We start from the raw sequence: 17,647 nt of genomic DNA, 5'->3' as shown, positions 1-17,647 counted from the left end.
CTGGGCCGCTGTCGGACTTCGGCCGGGCGCGGTCCGGCGATGGGGTGGAGAATGAAGGCATGATCAACGTCCTCGTCGCGTACGCGGGCAAGCATGGCGGCACCCGCGAGATCGCCGAAGTCGTCGGCGAGGAGTTGCGCGCCGCCGGGTTCGCTGTCGACGTGCGTGACGCGGGCGAGGTCGACAGCGTCACGGGGTATGCCGCGGTGGTGGTCGGCAGCGCCCTCTACTACGCGCGGTGGCGGCCCGAAGCGGTGCGGCTGCTGGAACGCAACACCGAGGCGCTGCGGGCGCGTCCGGTTTGGCTGTTCCACAGCGGGCCGTGCGGCCCGGGCGCGAATCTGACCCGGGTGAGCCTGCCCGCTCGGGTGACGTTGCTGGCCGCCGCGATCGACGCGGGGCGCACCGAGACGTTCGGCGGGCGGCTCGACCCGGCGCTCGCCGAAGGCGTGCTGGAAAAGCTGATGGCGCGCGGCAGCCGGGCGGGCGATTTCCGCGACTGGGACCGGATCCGGGCGTGGGCGCGGGACATCGGTCGCCGGGCCCATTCTCGCGTGGCGATCTGAGCGTCAGGACGCGCCGAGCACGCGCAGCACCGTGGCGGACAGCTCGTTTTCGGCTTCGGCCGGCGAAAGCCGCCCCGCGTCGGCCTCGCCCGCGGCTGCGTGGCCCAGCTGGATGATCACCGTGACCAGCCAATCCGCCGGCGGCTGCCGGTCGAACTCGCCGGCGAGCTGCCCGCGTTCGACAATCCGCCGCAACCGCTCGGCGACCGGCTCGTGCTGCTCGCGTCCGTCCTCCGCTGAGGACGCCGTGGAGGAGAACCGGCGCAGCAGCGACGGATAACGCGAGGACGCCCGGCGCGCGGCGTCGAGCACCCGCAGGATCGCGTCCGCCGCCGGCCCGGTGTCCGGCCCCGCGGCGTCCATCGCCTCGACGGCTTCCTCCGTGAGCCGGTCGAGGACCGCGGCCAGAAGCCGTTCGCGGGAAGGGAAATGGGCGTACACGGTCTGCCGGGTCACGCCCGCCGCCGTGGCGATGCCCTCGACGCTCGCGTCCGGATCTGTTTCCAGCACACGGAGCGCCGCGTCGAGGATCGCGGCGCGGCTGCGCTGGGCGTCCGCGCGGAGTTTCGCCATCTCTTACACCTTGTCAAGGTTAGCTTGAACGGATATCTTACAGGGTGTCAGAGTTTATCTGGGAGGGGTTCATGGGCACACTCGAACACGCTGATCCGAAGGCATTCATCGCGCGCTTCTTCACTTCTTTCACCGACGATCTGGTGCACACCGACGAGGACGCGGCGACGGTGGTCGACCGCTATCACACGCCCGACGTCGTGCAGATCGTCGACGGGGTGCGGATCGACCGCGCGCGGCTGGTCGCGCATTGCCGTCCGGTGCGGAAGAACCGCCCGGACAGCCGGATCGAAGTCCACGACGCGATGGCCGACGGCGACCGCGTCGCCGCGCGGTACACGCTGCACGTTCGCCAGCGAGGAAAGGAGCTCGAGATCGAGGTGTCGTTCTTCGGCCGGTTCGCCGAGGACGGCCGGATGCGCGAGGCGCACCTGCTGACCCATTCGGCGAAAGCGCCCGAGTAACCCGATTTCTCCGCTTTTGCTTGGTATGTCAGTGATGTGCTGAGTCCACATGCGACTCTTGCCTCTCCGCCGCACCGGGTGTAGACCAAGCCGGTGACCGAAAACGCAGCCGGGGGCAAGGGAAAACGCAAGCTCAGCGCCGATCAGCGGAACTCGTTCCTCGCCGCGTGGCTCGGCTGGAGCATGGACGCGTTCGACTATTTCCTCGTCGTGTTCGTGCTCGCGGACATCGCGAAGGACAAGTCGTTCGGGGCTACTGCCACCCAGCTGGCGTTCATCACCACCGCGACGCTCGTGATGCGCCCGGTCGGAGCGCTCCTGTTCGGACTGTGGGCGGACCGGTCCGGACGGCGTATTCCGCTGATGGTCGACGTCCTGCTGTATTCCGCGGCGGGCGTGCTGTGCGCGGTCGCGCCGAACTTCACCGTGCTCTTGATCCTGCGGTTCATTTACGGCATCGGCATGGGCGGTGAATGGGGTCTGGGCGCGGCGCTCGCGATGGAGAAGATTCCGGTGGAGCGGCGCGGGTTCTTCTCCGGACTGCTGCAGGCCGGTTACTCCGCCGGGTACCTGCTGGCCGCGCTGGCGTACCTGCTGTTCCACACCGCGCTCGGCCTCGAGTGGCGGTGGATTTTCGTGCTGAGCATCTTCCCGGCGCTGATCAGCCTGCTGATCCGGGCGCGGGTCAAGGAATCCGAGGTGTGGGAGGCGGCGCAGGAGAAGATGCGCGTCACCCGGACGTCGGTCAAGGACGTCCTGTTCAACCCGAAGGTGCTGCGCCGGTTCGGGTACCTCGTGCTGCTGATGACCGCGTTCAACTGGATGTCGCACGGCACGCAGGACGTGTACCCGACATTCCTGAAGGCGACCGAGCACGGCGGCGCCGGCTTGAGTGCGGCGACCAGCACGTGGATCGCCGTGCTGTACAACGTCGGCGCGATCATCGGCGGCCTGGTCTTCGGCTCGCTGTCGGAACGCTTCGGCCGCCGGATGACGATCGTCGGCGCCGCGGTTCTCGGGTTGCCGATCATCCCGATCTTCGCCGTCGACCACGGAGCCGGGATGCTCGCGCTCGGCTCGTTCCTGATGCAGGTCATGGTGCAGGGCGCGTGGGGCGTCATCCCGGCGCACCTCACGGAAATGTCGCCGGACGCGATCCGCGGGTTCTTCCCCGGCGTGACCTACCAGCTCGGCAACCTGCTGGCCGCGCTGAACCTGCCGATCCAGGAAAGCATCGCGCAGTCGCAGGGGTACACGGCCGCGCTGCTGTGGACAGTGATCCCGGTGCTGATCGCGGTCGCCGTGCTGACCTCCCTGGGCAAGGAAGCGAAGTCCATCCGCTTCGGCGGCGAGGGAGCGACCACCGCGCCCGCCGGGTCTTCCTGACCCTTTCTGTCCCTGCTGGGTCCGGGCGGCCTTGCCGTCGAACAATCGCCGATATATCGTGGTCATATCGGCGATCGTTCGACGGAGGAGGAAGACATGGCGAGGACCGCAGGCGGAGACCACCTGTTCCGAGGCTTCGGCGGCCCGGAACGCTTCGGCGGGCACGGAGTGCCGTTCGGTTTCGGCCGCCCGGGGCCGGTTCGCCCTGGTGACGGGGGCCGGGGTGGGCCGTTCGGCAGGACGGACGCGCCGGGCGACGGGAGGGGGCGACATCCGGGCGGGCCGGGGGAAGGACACGGGTGGCCTTGGGGAGGCGAACCGGACGAGGAGCGCGGGCGTCCGGGCGGCTTCGGCGGCCAGGATGCCTGGTTCGGGCTGGGCGGACGCGGCTGGGCGGGCTTGTTCGGCGGGCGAGGCTTGGGCGTCGGCCAGCATGCGGTGTTCGGCGGGCCTGGTGCCAGGTACGGGCAGACCGGATTGTTCGGGGGGCCGGGAGTCGCCTTCGGCTGGCCTGCTCACGGGGGTGAGCACCACGGCTGGTCGAGCGAGTCAGGCGAGCACCACGGTTGGCCGGGGGAGCACCACGTCGACCCCGGTCGTCCGGGCGAGGCGGGCGAACACCACGTCGACCCCGGTCGTCCGAGTGAGGCGGGCGAACACCACGTCCACCCCGGTCGTCCGAGTGAGGCGGGGAAACGCCACACGCACCCCGGCCGTCCGGGCGAGGCTGGTGAGCACCATGTGCACTTCGGCTATCCGGGCGAGCATCCAGGACACCCGGGCTACTCGGACCACCTAGGACGTCCAGGCCTTCCCCGTCACCCGGGCCACCCCGGTGACGGGGAAGCCTGGGACGGCACGGTCTTCGAAGCCCGTGGCGGTTTCCCGCCGGGGCCTCCCGGTCCTCCTGGGCCGCCCGGGCCGCCGCATCGGCCGGGGTTTCCCGGGTTCCCTGGGTTCCCGGGCTTCCCCGGGTTTCCCGGCGGTCCGGGAGGTCCCGGCGGCCCTGGCGGTCCGGGAGGGTTTTTCGGTGGCCCACCCCGCGGGGGTCGGGGACCGGCGCGGCCGGTGCGTCCGGCAGTGCTTGCCTTGCTCGCGGAGGAACCCCGGCACGGGTATCAGCTGATGCAGGAGATCCGGCGTCGCACGAATGACGAGTGGCGGCCCAGTCCCGGGTCCATTTACCCGATTTTGCAGCAGCTCGAGGACGAAGGCCTGGTCCGCACTGCGGAGGAGGGCGGCCGTCGGGTCGCGCATCTCACGGAGGCGGGGCGGGAGCACGTCGCGGGGCGCGAGGAGGAGTTCGCCGCGCTCTGGGCGTCTCCGGCTCGTGACGAGGATCCGGGTGCGGACCGGTTCGCGGCGCTGTATCAGCAGATCGGCGAGTTGGCCGGGGCGGCGGCGCAGGTCGCGCACACGGGCAGCGAGGCGCAGTGCGCGGAGGCGCGCAAGGTGCTCCGCGAAGCCCGCCGCCGGTTGTATGCGTTGCTCGCGGACGACGACTCCGAAGACTAGAAACCATCGGTTGGCGAGTCCGTTGTGGACTCGCCAACCGGCGGTCACCTCGGGCTACAACCGGAGGTGGTCCGAGCGCGCGTGTCGGTTGTTGGACGGCGGCGCGGTGCGGCGGGTCCAATGCGGCCATGCCATCGTTTGTCCATCTGCATGTCCATACCGAGTATTCGATGCTGGACGGTGCGGCGAAGATCGGTCCCTTGTTCGCGGAGGCGGCGCGGTTGAACATGCCCGCGGTGGGGATGACCGACCACGGGAACATGTACGGCGGGGACGAGTTTTATCAGACGTCGAAGAAGCACGGGGTCAAGCCGATCATCGGGATTGAGGCGTATGTCGCGCCGGAGTCGCGGTTTCACAAGAAGCCGGTGTTCTGGGGGCAGGCGTCGCAGCGGGGGTCGGACGAGTTCGGCGAGGGCGGCGACGTTTCGGGTGGCGGTGCGTATACGCACATGACGATGGTGGCGGGGAACGCGACGGGGTTGCGGAATCTGTTCAAGCTGTCGTCGCTGGCGTCGATTCAGGGGTATTACCGCAAGCCGCGGATGGACCGGGAGCTGATCGCGGAGAACGCGTCCGGGATCATCGCGACGACGGGGTGTCCGTCGGGCGAGGTGCAGACGCGGTTGCGGCTGGGGCAGCGGGAGGCGGCGATCCAGGCGGCCTCGGATTACAAGGACATTTTCGGGGCGGGGAATTTTTTCCTGGAGCTGATGGACCACGGGTTGCCGATCGAGCGGTCGGTGCGGGAGGGTTTGCTGGAGATCGGGAAGCTGCTGGATCTCCCGCCGTTGGCGACGAACGATTCGCATTACGTGACGAAGGACCAGGCGGACACGCACTCGGCGTTGCTGTGCGTGCAGGCCGGGAAGACGTTGAACGACCCGACGCGGTTCAAGTTCGACGGGGACGGTTATTTCCTGAAGTCCGCGGAGGAGATGCGGGAGTACTGGGACAAGGAAGTTCCGGGGGCGGCGGACAACACGCTGTTGATCGCGGAGCGGGTCGAGTCGTACGAGGACGTGTACACGCACAAGGACCGGATGCCGGTCTTCGACGTCCCCGAAGGACACACCGAAACCACCTGGCTCCATCATGAAGTGATGTCCGGGCTCGAGCACCGGCTGCCGGACGGAGTGCCCGGCGAATACCGGGAGCGCGCCGAGTACGAGCTCAAAGTCATTGTGGAGAAAGGGTTTCCCGGGTACTTCCTCATCACGGCTGACCTCATGACGCACGCCCGCGCGGCGGGAATCCGCGTGGGGCCGGGACGCGGGTCGGCGGCGGGGTCGCTGGTCGCGTACGCGCTTCGCATCACCAATCTCGACCCGATCCGGCACGGTCTGCTGTTCGAGCGATTCCTGAACCCGGAGCGAGTGTCCATGCCGGACATCGACATGGACTTCGACGACCGCCGCCGCGGCGAGATGATCCGGTACGCCACCGAGAAATACGGCTCTGACCGGATCGCGCAGGTGATCACCTTCGGCACCATCAAGACAAAGGCGGCGATCAAGGATTCCGCACGGGTCCACTTCGGACAACCAGGGTATTCGATCGCGGACCGGATCTCCAAAGCTTTGCCGCCGCCAGTGGCTGCCAAGGACATTCCGTTGTCGGGCATCGTGGACGCCAAGCACGAGCGCTACGCGGAAGCGGCGGAGGTCCGCACGCTGGTCGAGACCGACGAAGAGTGCAAGACAATCTTCGACACCGCCCGCGGTCTGGAGGGGCTGATCCGCAACGCGGGTGTGCACGCTTGCGCGGTGATTATGTCCAGTGAACCGTTGATGAACGCGATTCCGTTGTGGCGCAGGGATGACGGGTCGATCGTTACCGGCTGGGACTATCCGTCCTGCGAGGCCATCGGCCTGCTGAAGATGGACTTCCTCGGCCTGCGCAACCTCACCGTCATCGGCGACGCGATCGACAACGTCCAAGCCAACCGCGGCGAAGACATCGACCTCGACCGGCTGGCCACCGATGATCCCGAGACCTTCGCCTTGCTGGTCCGGGGCGACAGTCTCGGAGTGTTCCAATTGGACGGTGGCGCGATGCGGGATCTGTTGCGCCGCATGCGTCCCACCGGTTTCGAGGACATCGTGGCCGTCAACGCGCTCTACCGGCCGGGTCCGATGGCGATGAACACGCACAACAACTACGCCGACCGCAAGAACAAGCGGCAAGCCATCGAACCGATCCATCCGGAACTGGAAGAACCGCTGCGCGAGATCCTTGCCGAGACGCACGGTCTGGTGGTGTACCAGGAACAGATCATGCAGATCGCGCAGAAGGTCGCCGGATACTCGATGGGCCGCGCGGACGTCCTCCGGCGTGCGATGGGCAAGAAGAAAAAGGAAGTCCTGGAAAAGGAATTCGAGGGCTTCCGTGCCGGGATGATCGGCAACGGCTTCTCCGGCGAGGCTGTGCAAGCGTTGTGGGACACGATCCTGCCCTTCGCGGGCTATGCGTTCAACAAGTCGCACGCCGCCGGCTACGCGCTGGTCGGGTACTGGACTGCCTACCTCAAGGCGAACTACACCGCGGAGTACATGGCCGCGTTGTTGACGTCGGTGGGTGACAACAAGGACAAGTCGGCGATCTACCTGTCGGAGTGCCGTCGGCTGGGGATCAAGGTGCTGCCGCCGGACGTGAACGAGTCGGCGTTGCGGTTCGCGGCCGTCGGGAACGACATCCGGTTCGGTCTGGGCGCGGTGCGCAACGTGGGCGCGAACGTGGTGGAGTCGATCATCAAGACGCGCGAGGAGAAGGGCAAGTACTCCTCGTTCACCGAGTTCCTGGACAAGTCGGAGCTGGTGGCCTGCAACAAGCGGGTGATCGAGTCGCTGATCAAGGCGGGCGCGTTCGATTCGATGGGGCACACGCGGCTGTCGATGATCCAGGTGCACGAGGACGCGGTGGAAGCCGTCGTCCCGCTCAAGCGCCAGGAAGCGATGGGCCAATTCGACCTCTTCGGCGGAGAAAACAAGGAACCGGCTTCTTCGCCGTTGGCGCACGTGAAATTCACCGCCGAAGAGTGGCCGCGCAAACAGTTGCTGGCGCACGAGCGGGACATGCTCGGCCTCTACGTTTCAGCGCATCCCTTGGACGGGGCGGAAGGCGTCCTCCGCAAACACGCGCCCCGCACGATCGCCGCGATCATCGACAACCCGCCGAAGGAAGGCGAACTCGTCGTCGCCGGGTTGATCACTTCGCTGGAGCGGCGGGTGAACAAAAAGGGCGAACCTTGGGCGATCTGCACGGTCGAGGATTTGGACGCGTCGCTCGAGGTGTTGTTCTTCGCCAAGTCGTACGCGGTGTGCGCGGCGGATCTGGTGGAGGACAACGCGGTGCTGGTGAAGGGCCGGGTCAACTGGCGGGAAGACAAGATGTCGGTCTTCGGGGCGGATCTGGCGCCGCTGGACCTGACGGAACTCGGGGAAACGCCGCTGGTGCTGCACACGCGGGCGGAGAAGGTGACGCTGCCGGTGGTGCTGGAGCTCAAGCAGACTTTGCTGGCACACCAAGGGAATACGCCGGTCCATCTGCACGTGGGGGAGCAGCGGTACGCGCTGGACGGATACTCGGTGAAGGTGACTCCGGCGTTGCTGGGCGAGGTGAAAACGATCCGGGGGATCACCGTGGCCTCGTGAGTGCTGGCGCCGGTTAGAACCGGCGCCAGCACTCACGAGGTTCCCTCAGCGCTTCAATCCGTGCTCGATCGCCTCGATGATCCGCGGTCGGAGCTGCGCGGTGCTGACGATCGCGTCCACCGACCCGACCTCGACCGCGCGCTGGATGCTGTGCACCCGGTCGAACTCCGACGCCACCTCGCCGAGCTTCTCTGCCCGCACCGACGACGTGACCTCCGCCAGCTCGGCCGCGCAAGCGGCCCGCTCGGCCCCGCTCAGTTCGCCGAGCCGCTTCTGCAGACCGGCCACCCGCGGGTCGTTCGCCGTCCGGGTCTTCACCTCGCCGGCGAACACCACCGCGGCCGCCGGAGCGCCGCCGAGCACCGAAGCGAACGAGCCCTCCAGCGCCAGCACCGTCATGTTCGGGTTCAGCGCCTTCGAGAACACCACGAACGCGCCGCCGTGGTAGCGCGAGATCACCGTGAACACGATCGGGCCCTCGAAGTTCACGATCGCGCGGCCGATCTCGGCCCCGTACTCCAGCTGGAGCTTCTTCATCGACTCCGGCGAGCCGTCGAAGCCGGACAGGTTCGCCAGCACCACCAGCGGACGGTTGCCGCTGGCCGCGTTGATCGCGCGGGCCGCCTTCTTCGACGACTTCGGGAACAGCGTGCCCGCGGTGAACGTGTCCGGGCCGTCGGTGGGCGGGAAGCCGCGGCGGGGCACTGAACGCGATTCGATGCCGAGCAGGCACACCGGGTGGCCGCCGATGTGCACGTCCTGCACCGCGGCGGTGTCCGCGTCCGCCATGCCCGCCCAGCGTTCCAGCACCGGGTGGTCCTGGTCGGAGAGCGCGCGCATCACCGTGCGGATGTCGAACGGCTTCTTGCGGTCCGGGTTGTGCTCGGCGGAGAAGATCTGGCCCACCGTGGCGAAGTCGCTGCCGACGACGGCGTGCGGGTAGTCCGACACGTCGCGGCCCGTCGGGTCGCTGGTGACCGCCTTGCGCGGGCCCGCTTCGCCCGGCACGACGTAGGTGTGCGCGTAGTGCGCCATCAGCACGTCGCGCGCCCCGGCGAGGTTCGGCGCCCAGTACTGCGCCTGCCCGTTCGGGCCCATCACGCGGTCGTAGCCGCCGATGCCGAAGTTGTCCTCGGCCGACACGCCGCCGGAGAAGTCCAGCGACTGCTTGCCGGTGAGCACCATCGCCGAATCCGGCGTCATCACCAGGATGCCCTTGGTGTGCATGAGCATCGTGGCCTCGGCGTTCCAGTACGGCTGCGCGCCCACGGTGATCCCGGCGACCACGATGTTGATCTCGCCGCCGTCCTGGGTGAACTCCACGATCCGCTTGAGCGCGGCCGCGACCCAGTCCATGTTCTCGGTGCCGGACTCCATCGAGATCCGCGCGCCGGACGACAGCGCGAACCACTCCACCGGGACCCGCAGCTCCTGCGCCAGGTTCAGCGCCGCGATCACGCGCGTGCACTCCGGTTCGGCCAGCGCGCCCAGCGACTTCGTCGGGTCGCCCAGCAGCACCACGCGCTTGACGCCCTCGGGCACCAGGTCGGTCGGCGTGCTGACCACGCCGGCGACGAGCCCGGCCTTGTTCTGCCCGCGCGGCCGGTCGACCGGCACCAGCGCGCCGGTGTCGTCGAGGTCGTGCTCGGTGAAGGTCCCGCCGCCGGCCAGCAGTTCGGTGAGCTCGTACGGGTACACCGTGTCGCGGCGAGCCGCGCGCAGCACCTTCTGCCGGTAGTCGTCGAGCGGTTGCACCGGTTCGGTGCTCGGGGCCTCGACCGACAGCCGCACGCCCGCGCCGACCTCGTTGCGGACCGTCACCGCGATGTCGGTCAGTTCGCCGGTTTCGGAGTTCCGCTGCCGGACGAGGAACTGGATCTCCTCCAGGCCCGCGCCGGCGGTCGTCGGCAGCACGCGGCGGGCGAGCAGGTTCAGCTCGTCCATCGTCAGGTCGCTCGGCGGCCACACGTAGATGACGATCCGGTTGGTGTCGAACCGGTTCTTCGCCGGACGCCGTGCCTGCGCGTTGCGGACCGCGTCGAGGCACGCGGCGAGCGTGTCCTCGGCCGAGGGCAGCGACACGAGCCTGCCGTCCGCCTCGCGCAGCGGCGTCAGGTCGCGGACCTGCGACATCGCGATCAGCCGCTCGTCGGCCGGGTTCGCCTTCGCGGTGCCGGTGAACAGGTACACCTCTTCGTCCGCCGACGGCAGCCGCGTGAGGTCGAATTCCTGCAGCCGCTCCAGCTGGAGGCGCTCGGCGACGCGCGGGTGCAGCCCGCGGATCACCCGGTCCTCGGCGAAGCCGGATTCGGTCCGGCGGAAGGTGAAGTGGTGGTGCATCACCGCGCCGCCGCCGCCGGCGACGGTGGTGACCACCCGGTCGACGTCGGCCGGAAGCGGTTGCGCGGCAACGATTTCGCCCAGCTTCGCGGCCATCGCGTCGCTGTCGGGCTGGTCGGTCCACTTGAGATACACGTCCGCCGCGACCGGCACCCCGGCGCCGTCGGACAGCTCGGCCACCGCGCGCATCGCGTCCGGCAGCTGCGGGAAGTCGACCGCGGTGGTGACCACGCGCGCCGGCTCCGGATGCGACGCGGTGACGAACGAGCAGCCCGCGACCTCGCGCACGCGCACGTCGGTGAGCGCCTTGTTGCCGTAGTAGCGCCGGCTCAGCACCTCGAGCATCGGGGCCGGGTCCGCACCCGGCCGCCCGATCCGCTGGCCGAGCAGCCGCACCAGCGGCTCGTTGCTCGACACCATGCCGGAGATCCGCTCGGCGCGGTCGGCCGCGTCCGGGTTGCGGTCGAGGTAGCGCAGGTGGCCGCGGATCTCGACGTACACCTCGGCGCGCGCCCGGCGCAGCATCGGCTGCGCGAACCAGCGGAACACCACGCCGCGGGCGAGGTCGCTGACCGCCGGGAACCGCAGCTGGGTGGCGGCGATCAGGTGCTCGAGCGCGAGCCCGGCCGTCTCCCGCAGCTCGGCCGAGGGCGGGGCCTCCGTGAGCCACTGCCGCAGCAGCGCGGAAACGATCGCGCTGTCGCTCGAAGCCCGTTGCTGGGCAAGGAAAATCCGGAAGACCGCCTCTTCCAGCTCAGGCGTGCGCTCGAGGTCGCCGACGCCGTAGTGGCCGAGCACGCGGCGCAGCCTGCCCTGGAATTTCTCCGGCAGCCCGGCGCGCTCGACGTCGAGGCTCTGCAGGTAGGTGTGGAAGTACTCGCGGGCGCTGTGCACCGGGCTCGACGCGCTGAGGTCGTCCGCCGCCGGCTTGTTCCGGCTCAGCTCGGACAGGTCGGCGAACACGTCGAGCAGTTCGAGCTCGCCCTCCAGCGGACGCGCCGGCAGCTCCGCGCGCGCCGCCAGGTAGCCGCTGAGCACCCGGCCCTGGTCGTGCGGGTCGACGTCGAAGCCGAGCAGCAGGCTGCGCAGATCCTGCCTGCCGCGCTCGACCAGGTCGGCCGCGCTCGTGCCGTCCTGTTCGGCGGGCAGGTCGATCTCGGCGGTCTCGGCCTGCGCGGCGGCCTCGTCCTCGGCCTCGTCGGCCAGCGGTTCGAGGCGCAGCAGCGGAGCCCCGGTCTCCACCTGGCTGCCGATCGACACCGGGAGTTCCTTGACCCGGGCCCGGAACGGCGCGCGCAGCACCGTCTCCATCTTCATGCTTTCCAGCACGAGCACCGGCGCGCCGGACTCGACCTCGTCGTCCACCGCGACCGGCGTGGCGACCACCAGCGCGGGCGCGGGGGAGCGGACGACGCCGCCCTCGTCGCGGCTGATCCGGTGGGTGATGCCGTCGACCTCGACCAGGTGGGTCGGCCCGTGCGTGCCGGTGACGAGCCGGAATCGCGTGCCGTTGACGGTGATCTGCCCGCTGTACTCGTCGAACCGCTCGAGCTCGACGTCGGCCGGGTGCACGTCGCCGCCGCCGCTGACGCCGACCCGGAACCGCTTCGGCCCGGTGCGCGCGACAGTGACGCGGTAGGACGCGCCGCGCAGTTTCAGGTCGAGCGGACGGATTTCGTGGCGCACCTGCGGACGGCCGCCGAACGCGGTGGAGAGCAGACGCTGCCTGCCGACCTCCTCGTCGTCCTCGTAGGCCTCGATCGCCGCCGCGGCGAGCGCGACCGCGGAATGCCGCGTGGTGACGAGACGGCCCTCGGCGCGGACGCGGTCGATCCAGCCGGTGTCCGCGCTGGCGTCGATGACCTCGGGCTGGTCGAGCAGGTCGAGCACGAAGCTCTTGTTGGTGGCGCCGCCCTCGATGAGCACGGACGTCTCGGCCATCGCCCGGCGCAGCCGCGCGAGCGCCTGGTCGCGGTCGCGGCCGTAGGCGATGATCTTGGCGATCATCGAGTCGAAGTCGGCGGGGATCGTGTCGCCCTCGCTGACGCCGGTGTCGACCCGGATGCCGGGGCCGGCGGGCAGCAGCAGCCGCGCGATGCGGCCGGGGGACGGCGCGAAGTCGCGGTCCGGGTCTTCGGCGTTGAGCCGCGCTTCGACGGCGTGCCCGGACTCCTCCGGCTGCGCGCCTTCGAGCTTGCCGCCGGACGCGACGTGCAGCTGCAGCCGCACGAGGTCGGTGCCGGTGGTGATCTCGGTGATCGGGTGCTCCACCTGGAGGCGGGTGTTGACCTCGAGGAAGGCGAACATCCGGTCGCCGGGGTGGTAGAGGAATTCGACGGTGCACGCGCCGCGGTAGCCGACCGCGACCGCGAGCCGCTCGGCCGACGCCTTCAGCTCGGCGGTCTGCTCCGCGCCGAGCACCGGCGACGCCGACTCCTCGATGATCTTCTGGTTGCGCCGCTGCACCGAGCAGTCGCGGACGCCGAGCGCCCACGCCGTCTCGCCGTCGGAGATCACCTGGACCTCGACGTGCCGCGCGCCGGTGACCAGGCGCTCCAGGAACACGACGCCGCTGCCGAACGCGCGCAGCGCCTCCTGGCTGGTGCGCTCGTACGCCTCGGTGAGGTCGCCCGCCGACTCGACCTTGCGGATGCCGCGCCCGCCGCCGCCCGCGGTGGCCTTGAGCATCAGCGGGTAGCCGATCTTGTCGCCCGCCGCGAGGGCTTCCTCGAGCGTCGCGACCTCGCCGCCGCTCCACGGAGCGACCGGGACGCCGACCTCCTCGGCGATCAGCTTCGCGCCGATCTTGTCGCCGAGCTTGCGCATCGCGTCCGCGCTCGGGCCGACGAAGGCGACCCCGATCTTGTCGCACAGCTCGGCGAACGCCGGGTCCTCGGCGACGAAGCCCCAGCCGACCCACGCGGCGTCGGCCTTGGTGTCGACCAGCGCCTTCTCCAGTTTGGCGAGGTCGAGGTAGGGCCGCGCGGAGGCGGGGCCGAGCGAATAGGCGACGTCGGCTTCGCGGACGAAAGTCGCGGTGGCGTCCGCGTCCGTGTAGAGCGCGACCGTCTCGATCCGTCGCCCGGTCTCGGCGGACAAGTCCCGGACGGCGTGGATCAGCCGCATCGCGGCCTCTCCGCGGTTGACGATGGCGACGCGATTGAACACGGACAAAGCCTCCCAGTGAACCTGACTGCACCACGCACAGCAGGCGACGCCGGACCCGCCGGAACGTCGCCTGTCTTCGTCGTACACATTGCTCCCTTACCGCCGGGTACACCAATGTCGCGGATGACGCATGCCGCGCCTGCCGGTTTGTAGGAACCCGCCAAAAACGGCTCGTGTCACGTCGTCCGGGCCTCGTTTATCGCGAGGTATGCCACAAATCACGCCCGGCCGGCCAGGGGTGGAGGCAACTGGACGGCCAGGCGTTTCCAGGGGGTCGGACAGGGGTCACCCGCAGTTCAGGCGGCGGAGCGGAGCGTGCCCGGCGGAACCGGAGCCGAGGCTCCCCTGAACTGGGAAAATGTGACCCTTGACACTCCGGCGGGGTGCCCCTACCGTCGCGGGTAATCGATTTCTCGACGTGGGGCGGGCCGAGAGGGCGGGGCATGGGCGACGGCGTCGCGCTGGCCGAGCTGGCCGGCGTCAGCAAGACCTACGGCGGGGTGCGTGCCCTGGGCGCGGTGGACTTCACCGCGGCGAAGGGGGAGGTGCACGCGCTGCTCGGCGAGAACGGGGCAGGCAAGTCCACGCTGCTGAAGATCTTGTCGGGGGAGATCGCCGCCGGGGAGGGGGCGATCCGGATCGCGGGGGAGGCGGTCCGGTTCGCCCGCCCGGCCGACGCGCGCCGCGCCGGGGTGGCGATGATCCATCAGGAACTGGACCTCGTTCCCGCGCTTTCCGTGGCGGAGAACGTCTTTCTCGGCCGCGAACCGCACACCCGCGGCGGCACGGTCGACCGGCGGCGGATGGTCGCGGCCACCCGCGAGGTGCTGGAGCGCTCCGGCGTCGACCTCGATCCGCGCACGCCGGTCGAACGGCTGCGCACCGGCGAACAGCAGCTCGTCACCATCGCGAAAGCGCTGTCGCTGGACGCGCGGATCCTGCTGATGGACGAACCCACGTCGGCGCTGTCGCCGCGCGAGGTGGAGCGGCTGTTCACGGTCATCGACCAACTGCGCGCGGACGGGGCGGCGATCGTTTACGTGTCGCACCGGATGGACGAGATCGGGCGGGTCGCGGACCGGGCGACGGTGCTGCGCAACGGGGAGGTCGTCGCGGAGTTCAGCGCGGCCGAGCTGACTGCCGAGCGGGCTGCGGAGGCGATGGTGGGCCGTCCGGTGCACCTCATGTTCCGCGCGGACAGCGTGCCCTCGCCGAGTCAGGACGAGGTGCTTCGCGTCGAGGATCTCGTGATGCGGCCGCGCGCCGGGCGGCGGGAGCCGGACGGGATCAGTCTGACCGTGCGGGCCGGAGAGATCGTCGGTGTCGCCGGATTGCTCGGCGCGGGACGGACCGAGCTGCTGGAGGCGCTGTACGGCGCTGCCGGGGGAAAGTTGTTGAGCGGGCGGATTTTCCTGCGCGGCAAGGAGTTCCGGCCGCGCTCGCCGCGCGGGTCGCTGAGGTCGGGGATCGCGTTCGTGCCCGAGGACCGGCGGATCGCGGGGCTGGCGCTGGAGCATTCCGTCGTGGCGAACACCGTGCTGTCCATTGTGGACCGGCTGGCGCGGTTCGGGATCGTTCCCGGCAGGCGCGAGCGGGCGGTGGCCGGGGAAGAAGCGGGGAGGCTCGGGGTGAAACTGGGGTCGCTCGCCGATCCGGTGGGTTCGCTGTCCGGCGGGAATCAGCAGAAAGTGGTGCTGGGACGGGCTTTGCTGACCGAACCGGCGCTGCTGTTGCTCGACGAGCCGACGCGCGGGGTGGACGTCGGGGCGAAGGCGGAGATCTACCGGCTGCTCGGCGAGGCCGCGCGGAGCGGCGTCGGGGTGCTGCTGGCGTCCTCGGAACCGGCCGAGCTGGTCGGCGTGTGCGACCGCGTGGTGGTGCTGCGCGGCGGACGCAGCGTGCACGAGCTCGACACGGCTCAGGCCGGCGAGGCGGAACTGCTCGCCGCGTCGATGGGAGACGTCCGGTGAACGGGCGTTCGGTGCTGGCCGCGGTGTTCCGGTTCCAGAGCGTCTTCGGGCTCGTGCTGGTCTTCGCGGCCGCGATCGTCTTCTCCCCGCACCGCGACGGGGAGCTGGTGTTTCTCGGCAGCGGCAATCTGTTCAACGTCGTCCGCGCGATCTCCGAGATCGGCATCATCGCGGTCGGCATGACGCTGGTGATCCTGGTCGGCGGCATCGACCTGTCGGTGGGCTCGGTGATGGGGCTGGCCAGCGTCGGTGTCGCGCTGCTGCTCACCAGCGGCGGCTGGGGACTCGTGCCGGGCGTGCTGCTGATCCTCGCGCTCGGCTTCGGTTTCGGGCTGCTGCAAGGGATCGCGAGCGCGCGGTTCCGGATCCAGTCGTTCATCGTGACGCTCGCCGGGATGCAGATCGCCCGCGGGATCGCCCGGATGTGGTCCGGCGGCGAGGGCGTTTCGATCACCTACGGCACCGGTCCCGGCCAGGCTCCGGTGCCGTTCTCGCTGCTGGGCGAGCGGACGTTCGGCGGCGTGGTGCCGATCCCGGCGCTGTTCTTCGTGGTCGTCGCGGCGCTCGCGGTGCTGGTGCTGCGGGCGAGCGCGTTCTCGCGGCACGTGTACGCGATCGGCGGCAACGAGAAGGCCGCGGTGCTGTCCGGGGTACCGGTGATCCGGGTGAAAGTGCTGGTCTTCGGCCTGTGCGGGCTGCTCGCCGCGCTGGCCGGGATCGTCCACGCGGGACAGTACAACTTCGGCGGGCCCAACGACGGCACCGGTTACGAGCTCAACGCGATCGCGGCCGTCGTGATCGGCGGGACCAGCCTGTCCGGCGGGCGCGGGTCGGTGTCCGGCACCGTCGCGGGCGCACTGCTGGTCGGCGTGCTCGACAACATCCTCCAGCTCAACGACATCGATTCGAACGTCCAGCTGATCGTGGTCGGCGTGGTGATCGTGCTGGCCGCGGGCCTGCAGCGGCTGCGCCCGGCCACGGCATAGGCGTCCGGGAAAAGGGGAGCAGATGTCCGGCATCATCCGCGGCGGGGCGGTACTGGCGGGGCTGGCCCTCGTCGCCGCCTGCGGCACCACGCACGAGAACGCGCCGGGCGCGTCGTCCGGCACCGCGCCGGCCGCGAAACAATGCCACGGCCCGAGCGGGAAATACAAAATCGGGATGAGCCAAGCGAATCTCGCCGAACCGTATCGCGTCCGGATGGACGACGACATCCGCAAGGCCGCGGCCGGCGTGCCGCAATTCAGCGTCAGTTACGCGGATGCCGCGCAGGACAACGCGAAACAGGTCGAGCAGGTCAATACGTTCCTGACCCAGGGCATCGACCTGCTGATCATCAGCCCGAACGAGGCGACGCCGCTGACTGGAGTCGTGAAGAAGGCTTACGACCAGGGGATCCCGGTGCTGGTGCTGGACCGCAAGGTCGACGGCGACGGGTACACGTCGTTCATCGGTGCGGACAATGTGGACATCGGCCGTCAGGCGGGGAAGTTCTTCGCCGAGAAATTGCTGCCACAGGGTGGGAAAGTCGTCGAACTCAAGGGTCTGGCCGGATCGACGCCCGCCAAGGAACGCAGCGACGGATTCAACCAGGGCATTACGGACCGCAATATCACCGTCGTGGGCAGCGCGGACGCGGATTGGTTGCGGGACAAGGGACAACAGCAGGCGGATGCGTTGCTGAAAGCGCATCCGGACGCGCAAGCGATGTTCTCCGAGAACGACCCGATGGCCGAGGGCGCGCGCATCGCCGCGCAGAACGCGGGCCGCGCGGACCTGCCGATCGTCGGCATCGACGGCCTTCCGGTGCCCGAAGGCGGCATCAAAGCGGTGGAGGCCGGACGGTTGTCGGCCACGTTCATCTACCCGACCGGCGGCAAGGAAGCCGTTGCGGCAGCGAAGAAACTGCTCGTCGACTGCCAGACCGTGCCCAAGACGCAGACCCTGCCCACCCGCCTGGTGACGCGCGACAACGCCGCCCAGGTGTACGCCGAACTGAACCGGAGCTGACC

The 17,647-nt window shown here is 69.5% G+C and carries 11 protein-coding genes; 8 read left to right on the top strand and 3 right to left on the bottom strand.

Going from position 1 to position 17,647, the window contains the following annotated elements; translation table 11 throughout:
- Nucleotides 1-59: 59 nt before the first annotated feature.
- On the top strand, nt 60-566 hold the full coding sequence (locus tag EIZ45_RS16365; protein ID WP_043830160.1) for a flavodoxin domain-containing protein: 507 nt from the start codon (nt 60-62) through the stop codon (nt 564-566).
- Between the two features lie 3 nt (nt 567-569).
- On the opposite strand, the gene EIZ45_RS16360 is transcribed toward EIZ45_RS16365, so the two are convergent.
- The gene (locus tag EIZ45_RS16360; RefSeq protein WP_134663506.1) at nt 570-1,139 is read right to left on the bottom strand and encodes a TetR/AcrR family transcriptional regulator; all 570 of its coding nucleotides are present in this window, start codon (nt 1,137-1,139) and stop codon (nt 570-572) included.
- Nucleotides 1,140-1,210: 71 nt separating this feature from the next.
- Here EIZ45_RS16360 and EIZ45_RS16355 point away from each other — a divergent pair, with 71 nt between their 5' ends.
- Nucleotides 1,211-1,603 (top strand): nuclear transport factor 2 family protein, encoded by a 393-nt coding sequence (locus tag EIZ45_RS16355; protein ID WP_134663505.1) that lies wholly within the window; start codon nt 1,211-1,213, stop codon nt 1,601-1,603.
- A 183-nt stretch (nt 1,604-1,786) separates the two neighbouring features.
- Nucleotides 1,787-2,989, top strand: a complete 1,203-nt coding sequence (locus EIZ45_RS16350; protein ID WP_370318144.1) for an MFS transporter — start codon at nt 1,787-1,789, stop codon at nt 2,987-2,989.
- Between the two features lie 549 nt (nt 2,990-3,538).
- On the opposite strand, the gene EIZ45_RS16345 is transcribed toward EIZ45_RS16350, so the two are convergent.
- Nucleotides 3,539-3,784, bottom strand: coding sequence for a hypothetical protein (locus tag EIZ45_RS16345; protein WP_134736055.1), 246 nt, complete (start codon nt 3,782-3,784; stop codon nt 3,539-3,541).
- 273 nt (nt 3,785-4,057) lie between these two features.
- Here EIZ45_RS16345 and EIZ45_RS16340 point away from each other — a divergent pair, with 273 nt between their 5' ends.
- Nucleotides 4,058-4,504: a PadR family transcriptional regulator gene (locus EIZ45_RS16340; RefSeq protein WP_037814993.1), complete on the top strand. Its 447-nt coding sequence runs from the start codon at nt 4,058-4,060 to the stop codon at nt 4,502-4,504.
- 128 nt (nt 4,505-4,632) lie between these two features.
- Nucleotides 4,633-8,157 carry a DNA polymerase III subunit alpha gene (gene dnaE / locus EIZ45_RS16335; RefSeq protein WP_134663502.1) on the top strand — a complete coding sequence of 1,175 codons (3,525 nt, stop codon included), beginning with the start codon at nt 4,633-4,635 and terminating at the stop codon, nt 8,155-8,157.
- Between the two features lie 45 nt (nt 8,158-8,202).
- On the opposite strand, the gene EIZ45_RS16330 is transcribed toward dnaE, so the two are convergent.
- Entirely contained in the window at nt 8,203-13,665 is a 5,463-nt protein-coding gene (locus EIZ45_RS16330; RefSeq protein WP_134663501.1) for a biotin carboxylase N-terminal domain-containing protein, read from the bottom strand.
- A 443-nt stretch (nt 13,666-14,108) separates the two neighbouring features.
- On the opposite strand from EIZ45_RS16330, the gene EIZ45_RS16325 reads away from it, so the two are divergent.
- From EIZ45_RS16325 to EIZ45_RS16315, 3 genes are read left to right on the top strand one after another with little or no spacing between them, the layout of a single operon-like run.
- Nucleotides 14,109-15,635, top strand: coding sequence for a sugar ABC transporter ATP-binding protein (locus tag EIZ45_RS16325; RefSeq protein WP_134663500.1), 1,527 nt, complete (start codon nt 14,109-14,111; stop codon nt 15,633-15,635).
- A complete protein-coding gene (locus tag EIZ45_RS16320) occupies nt 15,632-16,621 on the top strand; it encodes an ABC transporter permease (protein WP_037818734.1) in 990 nt (329 codons plus the stop codon). Before EIZ45_RS16325 ends, EIZ45_RS16320 begins: the two co-directional genes overlap by 4 nt.
- Nucleotides 16,622-16,643: 22 nt before the next feature.
- Nucleotides 16,644-17,645 carry a substrate-binding domain-containing protein gene (locus EIZ45_RS16315; protein WP_037818736.1) on the top strand — a complete coding sequence of 334 codons (1,002 nt, stop codon included), beginning with the start codon at nt 16,644-16,646 and terminating at the stop codon, nt 17,643-17,645.
- Nucleotides 17,646-17,647 lie beyond the last annotated feature (2 nt).

Source organism: Amycolatopsis sp. CFH S0740 (genome assembly GCF_004522315.1).
Classification (GTDB): domain Bacteria; phylum Actinomycetota; class Actinomycetes; order Mycobacteriales; family Pseudonocardiaceae; genus Amycolatopsis; species Amycolatopsis nivea.
The sequence above is the reverse complement of the archived record's forward strand: the minus strand, read 5'-3'. Positions and strand labels throughout refer to the sequence as shown.